Annotated in this window: 11 protein-coding genes; 6 read left to right on the top strand and 5 right to left on the bottom strand. The window is 56.8% G+C overall.

The genetic code is table 11. The features are described from left to right. Both IOD40_RS12715 and IOD40_RS12710 read left to right on the top strand, forming a co-directional pair. A partial coding sequence (locus IOD40_RS12715; RefSeq protein ID WP_198476920.1) for a porin occupies positions 1-927 on the top strand: 927 nt, incomplete at its 5' end. Positions 928-1808: 881 nt separating this feature from the next. Then, positions 1809-2915 (top strand): porin, encoded by a 1107-nt coding sequence (locus tag IOD40_RS12710; RefSeq protein WP_198476919.1) that lies wholly within the window; start codon positions 1809-1811, stop codon positions 2913-2915. A 131-nt stretch (positions 2916-3046) separates the two neighbouring features. Here IOD40_RS12710 and IOD40_RS19870 read toward each other — a convergent pair whose 3' ends face one another. Further along, on the bottom strand, positions 3047-3250 hold the full coding sequence (locus IOD40_RS19870) for a hypothetical protein (RefSeq protein WP_210336888.1): 204 nt from the start codon (positions 3248-3250) through the stop codon (positions 3047-3049). A 352-nt stretch (positions 3251-3602) separates the two neighbouring features. Here IOD40_RS19870 and IOD40_RS12705 point away from each other — a divergent pair, with 352 nt between their 5' ends. Next, positions 3603-6389 carry an Ig-like domain-containing protein gene (locus tag IOD40_RS12705; protein WP_198476918.1) on the top strand — a complete coding sequence of 929 codons (2787 nt, stop codon included), beginning with the start codon at positions 3603-3605 and terminating at the stop codon, positions 6387-6389. Positions 6390-6583: 194 nt separating this feature from the next. Further along, positions 6584-7504, top strand: a complete 921-nt coding sequence (locus IOD40_RS12700; protein WP_198476917.1) for a hypothetical protein — start codon at positions 6584-6586, stop codon at positions 7502-7504. Positions 7505-7812: 308 nt separating this feature from the next. On the opposite strand, the gene IOD40_RS12695 is transcribed toward IOD40_RS12700, so the two are convergent. The 3 genes from IOD40_RS12695 to IOD40_RS12685 form a co-directional block, all read right to left on the bottom strand. Continuing rightward, positions 7813-8160 carry a DUF1515 family protein gene (locus IOD40_RS12695; RefSeq protein WP_198476916.1) on the bottom strand — a complete coding sequence of 116 codons (348 nt, stop codon included), beginning with the start codon at positions 8158-8160 and terminating at the stop codon, positions 7813-7815. Between the two features lie 157 nt (positions 8161-8317). Beyond that, entirely contained in the window at positions 8318-8572 is a 255-nt protein-coding gene (locus IOD40_RS12690; RefSeq protein WP_198476915.1) for a hypothetical protein, read from the bottom strand. After that, entirely contained in the window at positions 8572-9381 is an 810-nt protein-coding gene (locus IOD40_RS12685; protein WP_198476914.1) for a glycoside hydrolase family 108 protein, read from the bottom strand. The genes IOD40_RS12690 and IOD40_RS12685 overlap by 1 nt, the downstream gene beginning before the upstream one ends. A 677-nt stretch (positions 9382-10058) precedes the next feature. Here IOD40_RS12685 and IOD40_RS12680 point away from each other — a divergent pair. Together IOD40_RS12680 and IOD40_RS12675 are read left to right on the top strand one after the other, a co-directional pair. Continuing rightward, on the top strand, positions 10059-10364 hold the full coding sequence (locus IOD40_RS12680) for a helix-turn-helix domain-containing protein (protein ID WP_198476913.1): 306 nt from the start codon (positions 10059-10061) through the stop codon (positions 10362-10364). A gap of 210 nt (positions 10365-10574) precedes the next feature. Continuing rightward, positions 10575-12377 (top strand): hypothetical protein, encoded by a 1803-nt coding sequence (locus tag IOD40_RS12675; protein ID WP_198476912.1) that lies wholly within the window; start codon positions 10575-10577, stop codon positions 12375-12377. A gap of 93 nt (positions 12378-12470) precedes the next feature. Here the strand turns inward: IOD40_RS12675 and IOD40_RS12670 are convergent, their stop codons facing one another. Next, on the bottom strand, positions 12471-13055 hold the full coding sequence (locus IOD40_RS12670; RefSeq protein WP_198476911.1) for a DUF4376 domain-containing protein: 585 nt from the start codon (positions 13053-13055) through the stop codon (positions 12471-12473). Positions 13056-13150 lie beyond the last annotated feature (95 nt).

The following is a 13150-nucleotide window of genomic DNA, read 5'->3' as shown; positions in this document are numbered from 1 at the left end:
TACCTCCGTTACCAGATGGAGTACAACAAGAACGAAGGCTCGGACTACACGTTCGGCAAGTTCGCTCGTTTCGCTCCGAACTTCACCGCCAAGAACTCCACCGAGTGGGGCACGCTGACCAGCTACGCTGAGATCGAGTTCAACTGGGGCAGCAACGGCGCGTTCACCATCAACGGCGCACAGAGCACCAACCTGGCTCACGCCTACATCTCGCTGGACAACGGCACGAGCACCTTCCTCGTTGGTAAGACCGACACCCCGTACCACAGCCGTGGTCTTGGTGGCCTGCACAATGGCGGCATCTGGGGCGGCGTCCGTGGCAACAACGGCAACACCAACACCGGTATCGTCCAGTACACCTTCAATGCAGGCAACGGCTTCAGCGCCACTGTCGCAGCTGTTGAAGGCATCACCAGCCAGTTCGACCCGAACTTCGAAGCTGTTCTTCGCTACAGCCAGGGCTGGGGCGTAGTTGCTGCTTCGGCTGGTTACGACAACGCTCGTGACGAGTGGGGCGCAAAGATCGCTGCTGAAGTCGTCTTCAACCCGGTCACCGTCGGCCTGCAGTTCCAGTACGGTAGCGGCGCAGTCAACCACTACGGCGCTAACTTCGCTGAAGGCGCATTCGGCGCTTGGGGTTCGAGCGAGTACTCCGTGCTTGGTTACGTCCGTGGCAAGCTGACCGACACCCTGACCGCACGCGCTTCGGTGCAGTGGTTTGAGGCTCATGACGGTGTCATCGTTGCTGGCGCTGAGCTGGACGACGCTTTCGCAGTCATCGGTGGTCTCGAGTGGACCCCGGTTAGCGGCCTCGCGATCCTGCCGGAAGTTCGCTACACCAAGGCTAACGCAACTGAAATCGCAACCGGCGACTCGGTTTCGGTCGACCAGTGGCGTGCAGGCCTGCGCTTCCAGCGCAACTTCTAATCAACTTTCACAGTTGGTTTGAAGAGATCCGGCGGGCAACCGCCGGGTCTTTTTTATTTCTGGCTGATGCTTTGCATAGTCCGGCCACCGCAAGCCCTTCAACTGAGGTCGAGCCTCCGGTTTTCAGAGATGTTTGAGGCAGCCCGGAGAGTTGCCTGGCACCGGGGCTGGAAGACGCCCGATGAATTGATGACCGCCAAGCACATTGAGCGGCACCAGCGAACCTGCCCGACAAGCAGCGCCCAACTCGATCGTTGTTCTTGGGAAATGGTGCCCCTGGCCGGAGTTTAATAATCAACTATTTTCAGATAGTTAGGCGAACGGTGGGACACTTTTCACATCACCTAATCATTAGGCTTTTTAGGAAGATTGCCCCACACAAAATGAACCTGCGCCCTGAGCCAACGAGGGCTGTGTCCGCTTTTCAGAAGAAGGCCGTACCCGATCAGCGAACGGATCTTCAGGCGTGAGGTACTTCCGCCTCGACGGGGGCGGTCACTATGGCCGTGCCGATACGTTCGGTTGGGTTGGGTTGGGTTGGGATCAAGGCAACAGCAAGCCAAAGCTGAAAAAAGCCCCCTGAGGCGATTCTGAAGAGAAACGAACTCAAGGGGCGATCGACGTTGGAGGTCGAGGCCACAAATGACCATGCGGAAGCGCGAGTTGTCTAGAGCTTTTTATTACTAGGCAGAATTGTGGCGCTTTTGCCACAACCGCGGCGCGAACAAGCTGACGCAGCGACAAATTACATGCCCCGCGCTTGATAGTCCCTGAGCATTTGAGGATCACTGCACTCAGAAAGAGGGGCGAGACGCACATTCTTTCATAACTGCCCATCCGGGCTTGTTTTACCCACGACACTTTTTGGACTGGAGGACACCATGAATATCAAGAGCCTTCTTCTCGGCTCTGCAGCGGCTGCAGTCGCTGTTTCGGCTCAGGCTGCTGATGCGATCATCATCGCTGAGCCAGAGCCAATGGAATATGTTCGCATCTGCGACACCTATGGCACCGGCTTCTTCTACATTCCGGGCACCGAGACCTGCCTGAAGATCGGCGGTTACCTCCGTTACCAGATGGAGTACAACAAGAACGAAGGCTCGGACTACACGTTCGGCAAGTTCGCTCGTTTCGCTCCGAACTTCACCGCCAAGAACTCGACCGAGTGGGGCACGCTGACCAGCTACGCTGAGATCGAGTTCAACTGGGGCAGCAACGGCGCGTTCACCATCAACGGCGCACAGAGCACCAACCTGGCTCACGCCTACATCTCGCTGGACAACGGCACGAGCACCTTCCTCGTTGGTAAGACCGACACCCCGTACCACAGCCGTGGTCTTGGTGGCCTGCACAATGGCGGCATCTGGGGCGGCGTCCGTGGCAACAACGGCAACACCAACACCGGTATCGTCCAGTACACCTTCAATGCAGGCAACGGCTTCAGCGCCACTGTCGCAGCTGTTGAAGGCATCACCAGCCAGTTCGACCCGAACTTCGAAGCTGTTCTTCGCTACAGCCAGGGCTGGGGCGTAGTTGCTGCTTCGGCTGGTTACGACAACGCTCGTGACGAGTGGGGCGCAAAGATCGCTGCTGAAGTCGTCTTCAACCCGGTCACCGTCGGCCTGCAGTTCCAGTACGGTAGCGGCGCAGTCAACCACTACGGCGCTAACTTCGCTGAAGGCGCATTCGGCGCTTGGGGTTCGAGCGAGTACTCCGTGCTTGGTTACGTCCGTGGCAAGCTGACCGACACCCTGACCGCACGCGCTTCGGTGCAGTGGTTTGAGGCTCATGACGGTGTCATCGTTGCTGGCGCTGAGCTGGACGACGCTTTCGCAGTCATCGGTGGTCTCGAGTGGACCCCGGTTAGCGGCCTCGCGATCCTGCCGGAAGTTCGCTACACCAAGGCTAACGCAACTGAAATCGCAACCGGCGACTCGGTTTCGGTCGACCAGTGGCGTGCAGGCCTGCGCTTCCAGCGCAACTTCTAATCAACTTTCACAGTTGGTTTGAAGAGATCCGGCGGGCAACCGCCGGGTCTTTTTTCTGGCCGATGCTTTACATAGTTCCGCCACCGTGGCGTCCGAGACCAGCAGCGCGGAACAGGCCGACCATCACCCGATCAGTCTCGCTTACCTTCGTCCTGATCTAGAGGAAACGTTGCGTCACCATCGTCTTTGCCGGAGATCACCCGAGGATCAGCGCTCGAAACGCCGTCATTAGATCCGCCCTTGTGATTTTGCTCTGACTGGCCCTGCGCATCTTTCTCAGGCCCCTTCGGCGGACGTCCGCGATGAGTTTTTTCTTCCCGATTTTTAGTGACCATGAGAGGTCCTCCTATTGAGGAACGTCAACTCGAAAGCGCTGAGGCGGTTCCGTTCGTTGGCGCGGAGGATAAGCCTCATGCCTCAAGGCGCCGGAACCTTTGCTTCGGTCCGCCTGTCGCTCTCCGACCCTTGATGCTCACGCGGATAGCTATGGACGCTGTCTGGTTTTTGGACTGGGGCGACAGAGCAACCGTAGTCTGGTCCGACGGTAAATTTCGCTGCCACTGAATATTGACACTGACCAATTTGTAGCAGAAGCAAAATTCCGCGTTCTGATCATTGGCATAAGGATTTATCCGCCAGTGCAACTCCAGCGCGCAAGGGCACGATTGTGCGATATAGGGAGGTAACATGGCCGCGACCCTCGAAGGAATGTCGGTAACCATCACACTTGAACTTCAAGGTTGGTTCGAACATCCGATACCGATATCCTCCACTCCAATCACCGTCGGCGCAGGCCTCGAACTCGATGCGTATTTCTCTACACGTATTCTGTCTGATACAGACGGAAACGGGACTATAGAGCCAGTCCCGGGACCCAACGGTCTATTTGACGGCCGAGTTATCGTCGATATCAGCGGCAACTCCATCTATGCTTCGTATGAGGGGCAAGCACAACCGGGCGCGATCCGCATTAAGATCGAGGGCTTGGCACCAGAGGGAGTAGCTCCTGGATCTTTCCAGCACGCAGGATCGGTAAATGGTGTAAACCTTGTTCAGACGCCCACATACACGGCGGCGACCAAGGTTCTGCAGTTGGATTGGATCACGTTGGGCTTCCAACCTGGCACCGCAATCGACCAAACGATTTTCTATGACAATGAGCTAGAGGACGCCCCCGTAGCGGGAGACGATGATTTCAACGTTCGGGTTGGGCAAGAGCTCGTAAATAAGAACATCCTCAGCAATGATTCTGATCTCGACAACCTCGGCGAATTTGGAATCGTCGATCCTTTGTCCGTGACAGAGATCAACGGAATGGCCTTCACGCCAGACCAATGGATGTCGCTGTTCGGGGGCGGAGAGATCAAAATTGGCGAAGATGGCAGGCTCGACTTTCGTGATGCGGGAGCGTTCGCCCATTTGAGTACCGGACAAACCGACGAGGTCACATTCACCTACACAGTTTCGGATTCGACCGGAAAGACTGATACAGGAACCGTGCGCATCACCGTCGAGGGTGTGAATACGCTACCTACAGCCACCAACCTCGCGCAGGCGAAAACGGCAGTCGAGGATGGCACCGCCGTCGCTCTTGACCACATCGTTGTCACGGATCCCGACGCAGGTGAGACGATCACCGCTACGATGACGCTGCTTAAACCCAGCGCCGGTTCGTTGAGTACAGGCACCTATGGAAGCGCAACCTCGACGTTTAATTCCGCGACAGGCGTCTGGCAGGTAGCGGGAAGCGTAGCTGACGTAAATGCTGCTTTGGCAGCGGTATCCTTCCGCCCTTCCGAGAACTACGATCAAGACTTCTCGATTTCCGTTCGTATTAGAGACGCGGCAGGCACAGGCCCAGCTGATGGGACAATCAACTTCACTGTGACTCCGGTGAACGATGCCCCCACTCTCACTGCTCCACCCGCAGTTACCGTAACTGAAGATGCGGCATCGGCAATCACGGGCATCAGCTTCGGTGATGTCGATGCTGGAAGCACGCCAGTTACTGCAACCTTCAGTGTTGCCAGTGGCACTCTCTCCGCGCAGGAAAGGGCTGAAGTAACGGTTGCGGGCAGCGGAACCGGATCGGTCATCCTGAGCGGGACCATCACGGACCTCAATGCCTTTATTGCCGCAGGTGAGCTGACTTACACGACAGCGCTTAACGCGACGGGCAGTGTTTCGATGTCGGTGACGATAGACGATAAGGGCAGTGGTACGGACCTGCCCTTAACGGACTCCGCCACGATCACCCTCAATGTGACCGGAGTAAATGATGCCCCGACAATCATTTTGCCAGCTGATCTGTCAGTCGTTCGCGACAGGCCAAGCATCATAACCGGCATAACTTTTGCCGACATCGATGCGGGTACCGGCCTAATGACGGCTACGGTCTCGGTTCCCGCAGGAAGTCTGTCGGCAATGAGCGGCAACGGCGTGATTATCGGCGGTACACCGTCTGCCCTCACCCTCACCGGCACGTTGACCGACATCAATTCGTTCATTGCATCTGAACAGCTGTCGTACCGGTCCGCTCCGGGAGCCTCCGCGACCGTGACTTTGACAGTCGTCATCAATGATGGCGGCAACACCGGAAGCGGCGGCGCACTTCAGGCGACACAATCGTTAACGATGACAGTCGAGAACCTGTCTCCTGCGCCGGACCCGCAACCCGAGCCACCTGCCCCTGCCACTCTTGGCGCAGACCTCTTGCGCGGCACTCCTGGAGACGACGTCATTGACGGGCGCGATGGGGTCGACGTGTTCAGGATTGAGGCAGATTGGGCTGATGTCACCATCACCAGGAATCCTGACGGCACGGTGACCATCAGTCACCCTGATTTTGGTACCGATCTTCTAAAGAACGTTGAGTTGCTAAGGTTTAATGATCGGGTCGAGATCTTAAATCCGCCGATCGGTTCGACACATGCTCCCAATGTGGATCAATTTCCCGAAGCGGCCTATCTCCTTCTAAATCCTGGCGTAGCTCAAGCCGTAGCAGACGGTGTGTTCTCTAGCGGCTTGGAGCACTACTTGCTTCACGGGGCCTCGGAGGGGCGACTGCCTCAACTCGCATTCGACGAACAATTCTATCTGTCCCAGAACCAGGACGTCGCCGAGGCGGTTGAACAAGGAGCGTTTTCCTCAGCATATGAGCACTATCTCCTGCACGGCAAATCAGAGTGCCGGAGCCCGAACGTGCTGTTCGACGATGCTTGGTACCTTGATCAGAACCCGGATGTAGCTCGTGCTATTGATGCCGGGCTGATCAGCAGCGCCTACGAGCACTTCCAAACTTACGGATGGAAGGAGGGCCGAGATCCTTCTGCCTGGATGGATCTTTCGGATTACCTGGGGAGCAATCCAGACGTGGCTTATGCGAATGTTAATCCGCTCGATCACTTCCTGAACCACGGTTTCCATGAAGATCGTACGATCCGAGCGGATGATAGCGGTCTCTGGATCATGTGACCGCCCACCCGGGTCGCCAGCCTGCTCCAGGCGCATCCGGTAAGCTGAGGGCAACGGGATCGACAAGGCACATAGGAGGCGGCGAAAGCCCTGCAGCGACCCCTGCCGGATGAGCACCTGGTGCTCCTGCCGGTCGAGCCTGAGATGAGCCTGCTGCTTTAACGATTAAGCAACCACGCTCGCGCACGATCAAGATGCGCGTCTCCTCACGCGCTTTAGAAGCCCCGCTGCCCTCCGCAAAAGGCGCGGGCTTCTTTTTTTCGCCGCCCTTCCGCCGCGGTTGCTTTAGTCCCGACCTCATGACTATTTCGCTCATAAGAACAGTCATATTTCAGAGCGAGAGCACATTGCTTAGATATTCGGTCAAGCACATCGGTCAGGTTGCTGTAGCAGTCGCCACAATCTGCGTCTCATACGGGATCGCTGGCAGCGCTCAGGCTGCCGAACATGTAACCTATAGGTTGACTCAACCCGTCATTGAGGAAGTCAAATTTAATGGCATTGAAGCAAGAGCGGCATTCGCGCTAACGCCGCCGGACGTTGAGCGGCCTCTAACAGATGAGCAGTTAGACCTCATCGCCGACTACCGGGATCTAGAAGACGCCTGTCGCGGGGGGCGTCCCGGGCCTGAAACAGATGATGCCTGCGCAAAAAGAGACACCACTAATCTACGCGAATCAGGCATCTGCTGGGGGCTCAAACAACATCAGTCAATGGCTGAAATGGAGTGGCACGCCTGCAGGGTTTCATCCAACGAATATGACTTGGGATCGGAAAGATTGACTTTCGCTTGCGTGCCAGGCGAGAAACTGTCGCTGTCGCTTGAAGTATTTCAGGACGAAGTAGAACAGCAGGACGATGGATCAGCTCTGATAAAGCTCACCCGTGGCACACTAACGACTCAACTGTCACGAGTCACGGGCGGTAAGGGGTTCGAATATCCAGCGTCGCTTCGATACGAATTCGAAGATGAAGGCGCCCTCGTCCTTCGTGAGCTCTACGATGGCAATCCTGTAGTGCTCCCAACAACATCGTCTACCATACGTATTCGGGTTAATGACTCTAATACGCCCATCCGAGACGAGATCGCACAACTCTATGCCATATGTAAGTAAGAACTTCAGAAGCTCGTTTGGCGCATCGCGTTAAGGAGAGGCCAGCCCGTCAGTAACGTGGAGCATCCCACCCTCACAACCCAGGCCTCTAGCCGGATGAGCAACTCTTCGCCAACTCTCGCCCCTATGGGGCGATTGTTCGGGGCGCACTGGATGATGAAGTAGCCTGATTACCCGATGGTTGCTCCCGGATACGCGCAGAAGCGCTCCCAATTGGTCCGGGAATTGGGTCTCGGTCGCACTCGTCGCCCTAAGCGGGCAGTCTCATCCCCAAAAGCTAAGGAATAGGCTAGGGTTGGTACTTGCGTTTAAGGCGGCGGCCTTCCCGTAAGCCACGTGTAGGCCCCCACGATCCAACCCGCGAGGGTCACGATGCCGATCCCGAAGCGGATCAGCCACCGTCCAACCGTCCCTGCCCCTTCCGCCTTCGTCCGCAGGGTCTTGATCTCGACGGTCACTTGCTCATGCGCATCGACCTTATGCTTTAACGATGAAACATCGGCCTCGAGGTGCGTCTGCCGCAGAACGATGTTCGAGAGCTCCTCGCGCACCCCCTGGCGATGTTTCGCAGAAGTCTGCCGGTCTTCCTGAACGTCACGGCGAAGGCCGCGCACTTCTGCCGTCAGTTCACCGATCGCTCGGTTGAGTTCGTTCATTGGCGCCAATGCCCCAGCCCCTGTTGAAAGCTACCAGCAGCCGCGCTGTGTGCCGAACCCGATGTGAGACGCGACCTCTTCCGCGAAGGGCCGGTCACGCTCGATGATGAACGCCCGCGTCTCCGCAGACGGGTTCAGCTTGCGCCAGCCATCGCACTCACTGGCAGGTACGCTCGTCTGACACCCAGACGCCACCAAGAGCCCGGCAAAGGCTGCCGCTGTCCATGCTGCGTGTTTGGTCATCGATGGCGCTCCTTTCGCGCAGGATCTCGACGGAGGTAGTGAGAGCGGCAGTTCGCTCGGCATTGCGGCCTGCCTGATAGGCTGCAGTGACTGCCCAGACGGCAATCAGCGTCGCTATGACAATGCCCGCCACCATTGCCCCGGTGCGGGAAAACAGAAGGGTCAGCATCACGCCAGCCCCTCACGGATCTCCTTGACCCCGGCGATGATCTGCCGGCGCATCAGGAAGATGACGACAAGGAAGACGAGCACCACGCCGCCGATCGCAACAATCGCCTGCCAGTCCATGCCAGCGAGCCAGCCAAGGCCGAGAGCACCGGACGAGAACAGGCCAGTGATCCAGGACCACAGCCCGGTCTTCTGCTTGACCTCGTTCTCGACCGACACCGGAACCGTGGGCTTGTCGACCGGGACAGAAACTTCCCGCACCACCTCTTTGATGTCCGCTGGATGGCCCACCATCAGCTGAGCGGTCTTGCGCACATCTTCGACCCGGCGCGACCAGCCCTTGCCGAACGTGTCCCACATCAGCTTGCCCTTGTTCTTGATGCGCTTGAGGAAGGCGAGCCGGTTGTCGCAAAGTGCATCGATCACATCGCGCGCATTCGCCTTTTCGGCCGCCGCAATCGTTTGAGGCCCGACCCGCCCGTCCTGCGTCACACCGAGAACCGCCTGCAGATACTTGGCCGCGCGAGCCGGTCCGCTGTTCACCGCAAAGTCAAAGACGGCGTAGTCGATGCCAGAGGGCAGAGCCTGCGCATTCACCGCCGACCAGTAGTGCCGGTAATAGACCGTAGCGACCTGCGCATCGGTGATGGCCTTGAGATCATCAACCGTGCCGTTCGGCTTCACATAGGCGCGGAACGACGCCAGCGTCACGCCCTTGTTGGTTGCGCCACCCGGATCTGCCGGATGGTTCACGAAGCCACCTTCGTGTTTGAGGACGAGCGGAAGCGCCCGCTGGAAGTTGCGGTCCATGGGTCAATCCTTTTTATGAGGGAACCGAGTACAAGCTGCCCTCGGCCACGCGATTTCGCGGCGCACTCAAGGGCAGTCACCTGTCGTTATGGCTTCCGAAAAAGCCGGGTCTTAATGCGCCACACCGGAATCATTCGCGTGGCTCCAGCAGCGGAAAAGTCTCTCAATCTGAAAAGTTTTGTGATCGCAGGCGCGCCTGAAAGGCTCCGACATCCTTCAAACACCGGAAAACGCCTGAAAACCACTACAGCAGATACCGGAGTTATACGCTCAAAAAACAGCAGCAAGAATTCCAGCCGAGGACCTCTATTAGTTAACGCGCTCATCTATTGCAGATCACGAGCAAAACTAACAAAACTCCATTTCCTGCTGTAGTAACCTAGCATGGCTCGACTTCGGTGCAATTGATTTAATTGGCTTTCTTGGCGTAGTCGCTCCAGCATTTTCGCTTACAGTTGAGCGCGCTCATAGATACCAGACGCTGCCCAATCAGCGCGCGCTGCTGTCAAATGATTCACGTTTAGATCAGCTACGACATGGCCTCGGTAGGTATCCGGACAACGAAAGATTACAGTGTTCATATGTACTAGTTTTAGCCGGTCTCTTTTCTAGTGGACTCTTGTTTTTTTCTGTGCTTCTTCTAGCGCCATCAAGTATTGATTGGGACGGAGGGATAAATGGCAAGAGGAAGGGTAAGTGCAGATTTGCGCGACGTTGATCGTCATGAAAATCGCGCCGAGGTTGGTCGCTGGCTGAAGCAACAGCGTGAGGCAGCTGGCCTTACTCAAAGAGAAGTCGCAGAACAGGTGGGCTCTCTTTACTACACCTACATCTCCCAGATTGAGCTCGGTCAGGGCCGGATCATCCCGGAACGCTGGGAACTCTGGGCGAAAATCCTCAACGTCCATCCACGGGTCTTCGCAATGAAGATGCTCGAGGGTTACGAGCCCGTAGCCTACAAGATGATCTTCGGGGAAGACTAACCCGCCTCTGCCCAATCAATAAATCCACGAATACAGAAGCCCAAAGCAGGGATCATTACTCGCTAAGCGTAATACTCTTCTTTCGGCAACTGGTACCAATTTCACTGAACTAGCATGCAAACTGTCAGTGAAACGTAGTGGTCGGGGGAGGCAAAATCCCACCACCTCTATGCTTGACGTCAAGATACCACGACTACGGAGAGAGAACTTATGTCGATGCAATTTGATGCAACCTACTATCTGACGCACCGCCCGGACGTGTTCCAGGCATTCGTCGCCACAGCCGGCTCGACCGGCCTGACCTGGGATGAGTTCGCTCAGCAGCACTACAACAACCATGGCCGCTACGAAGGTGCAAACCCGAACGCCATCTTCAACACCGATGAATATCTGGCTGCCAACACCGACGTTGCTGCCGCTGGCGTCAACCCGTTCGAGCACTATCTCACCCACGGCGTGAACGAAGGCCGTGCACCTAGCGCTTCCTTCCCGGCGTTCGCTGATTTCGATTGGGAAACCTACGTCGAACTGAACTCGGACCTCGGCGAAGCTGGCATCGACACTGCTGAAGAAGCCTATGCTCACTTCGTAATGCACGGCCAGTTCGAAGATCGTCCGGGCGCTCCTGAGATCGACCACAGCGTACCAGGCGACACCTTCAACCTCACTACCGATATTGATACCTACGTCGGCACCAACGGCAACGACACCTTCAATGCGAAATCAGGTGGCAGCCTGACCGACCGCTCGCTGAACCAGTTTGATAGCGTTGATGGCGGCGATGGCGTCGACACGATGAATATCATTGCACGCGGGGCCGCTGATGTTCAGGTCGCCGTTCCTACCGGCGCTACCGTTAAGAACGTAGAAATCATCAATATCCTGAATGAGAACGGCCTTGCTGTTAATGCTGCCGGCTTCCAGGGTGCTCAGCAGATCTGGCAGATTGGTGGCGCTGGAAACGTGAGCGGGGTTGGAGCTGGGACCGCAGCCGGCTTCCGCGACGTTGAAACCGAAGGAGATCTCACGGTCGGGTTCACCGGTGCGTCCGGTGCCATCGCGTTCGACGATGTTGAACTCGGTGGCTCCATCGTCATCGAAGGCGACAATCTTGATGCCTTATCGATTTCCGGCAGCTTGGTAGAAACTGAAATCATTATTGGAGACGAAGACGACGTTACGGTTGACCTCGCCGTCCTGGACCTAGAAATTGAAGATGCTGGCGGCGCGGACGGTATCAAGACGCTTAATCTGTCGCTTTCGACAGACACACTCCTCCAAATCGGCAACGGTTTTAGCAATATTGAGACCATCAACGCTTCGGGATCCACAGGCGGCATAATGGCCGCGATGATGGGCGCAGAAAGCGAACTCTCTCTTACTTCTGTAATCGGTGGCTCCGGAAACGATGCGATTGGGATCGCGACTGCTCGCTTTGGAAACGACGCTGCGATCCAGACGGGCGCTGGTAAAGACACCGTTGTTGTAATGGCGAATGGCGGGGAAAGCTCACTGACCATAGACGCCGGTGCTGACAACGATACAATCATCCTGGGGTATGTCTCCCCTGCTGATCCGGATGAAGATGCTCCTGCCGTCCTCGGTGGCGATGTCGTCCTAACTGGCGGTGCCGGTGGCGACACTTTTGTTATTCAAGGTACCAACATCTTATTCAATGACGCCAATGACGGGTTTGCTGACGGTCTTGGTTTCACTACCATCACTGACTTTGGCAACGGTTCAGACGTACTGGCGCTGGCTGGCTTCAACAATTTTGATGGAAGCTTTGCTGCTCAGCACGCTGTCAACAACGCTGTTGACGGAGCTGAATCGCTGTTTGAGGCAATCAATAATGTGGATGCGATTCTAGGTACCGCTGCCTACGCCCAATTCGAGTTCCAAGGCTCCACGTACCTCTATGGAGACGAGGGCCTACTTGTGGATTTGAACGGTGCTGTTCTTTCTGCAAACAACGTTGTGGGGCTTGGTTCGGTCGACTTCGGTATGTTCTAATTAGCGCCAGCTTCACTAAATTGATGGAACGGGGGGCTTCAAGCTCCCCGTTCTCTTTATCTAACGCGACACCTTGTGAAGAAAAAAGGCTGTTCACGGCCAGTAGCTGTCGTCAGCGTAATCCGCCGGGATCGGGTCGGCATCTTTCAAGGCGCGGGCCGCGAAGATATGCGCCTGCTTGTGCGCCATTGCGGTTTGGCCAAGCGCGAACATCGTTTGCGCGTCCATCAGGGTCAGGCTGTTGTCTTCCGCGATCCAGGCAAAGTCGCTGTCGCCGCCATGCCAGCGGTAGTCGCCGGGTTCAACACCGTTGACCATCGCGGCAAGTGCAGCGACCGATGCCCCTGCCATATTTTCCCGATCTTCCGGGCGCGACTGGTAGAGCTTGCCTTCGAAGATGAAGCCCGCCGCAATTCGTCGGTCGCGCTCCGCATCCACCTCATCTGGCAACGGTGGGGGTGGCGGTGGCAGCTCCGTCACCGTCCAGTTCATCCCATCCCAACCAAGCTGATGCGTTCCCGGATCGAAGGTCGGCTTTGCCGGTGCCTCGACATAGCCAGCGTCCGCAATCTCGGCAGGCGTGATGGTTGCCGGATCGGTGCGCGTCTCCCCACTGGAGAGGATAATGCGAAAGGGAAGCGGTGCGGGGTGGGAACTGCTGAGGGAGTACAGGGTCATGACTTTGCCCTCACTTCTATGATGCACCAGCGCTTGGCGCTCGTGGTGGCGGTATTTATGCCAGGTGTGGTTCTGTTAACGAATTCAGGCCCCGG

The sequence above is a fragment of the Aquamicrobium zhengzhouense genome (genome assembly GCF_016124105.1).
In the GTDB taxonomy this organism is placed as follows: domain Bacteria; phylum Pseudomonadota; class Alphaproteobacteria; order Rhizobiales; family Rhizobiaceae; genus Aerobium; species Aerobium zhengzhouense.
Note: the sequence above shows the minus strand (reverse complement) of the source record. Positions and strands in the feature narration are given on the sequence as shown.

What these genes read in the sequence shown, in the direction of transcription:
- IOD40_RS12710 (WP_198476919.1), top strand. Translation starts at nt 1,809, where the DNA reads ATGAATATCAAGAGCCTTCTTCTCGGCTCTGCAGCGGCTGCAGTCGCT.
- IOD40_RS19870 (WP_210336888.1), bottom strand. Translation starts at nt 3,250, where the DNA reads ATGGTCACTAAAAATCGGGAAGAAAAAACTCATCGCGGACGTCCGCCG.
- IOD40_RS12705 (WP_198476918.1), top strand. Translation starts at nt 3,603, where the DNA reads ATGGCCGCGACCCTCGAAGGAATGTCGGTAACCATCACACTTGAACTT.
- IOD40_RS12700 (WP_198476917.1), top strand. Translation starts at nt 6,584, where the DNA reads ATGCGCGTCTCCTCACGCGCTTTAGAAGCCCCGCTGCCCTCCGCAAAA.
- IOD40_RS12695 (WP_198476916.1), bottom strand. Translation starts at nt 8,160, where the DNA reads ATGAACGAACTCAACCGAGCGATCGGTGAACTGACGGCAGAAGTGCGC.
- IOD40_RS12690 (WP_198476915.1), bottom strand. Translation starts at nt 8,572, where the DNA reads ATGCTGACCCTTCTGTTTTCCCGCACCGGGGCAATGGTGGCGGGCATT.
- IOD40_RS12685 (WP_198476914.1), bottom strand. Translation starts at nt 9,381, where the DNA reads ATGGACCGCAACTTCCAGCGGGCGCTTCCGCTCGTCCTCAAACACGAA.
- IOD40_RS12680 (WP_198476913.1), top strand. Translation starts at nt 10,059, where the DNA reads ATGGCAAGAGGAAGGGTAAGTGCAGATTTGCGCGACGTTGATCGTCAT.
- IOD40_RS12675 (WP_198476912.1), top strand. Translation starts at nt 10,575, where the DNA reads ATGTCGATGCAATTTGATGCAACCTACTATCTGACGCACCGCCCGGAC.
- IOD40_RS12670 (WP_198476911.1), bottom strand. Translation starts at nt 13,055, where the DNA reads ATGACCCTGTACTCCCTCAGCAGTTCCCACCCCGCACCGCTTCCCTTT.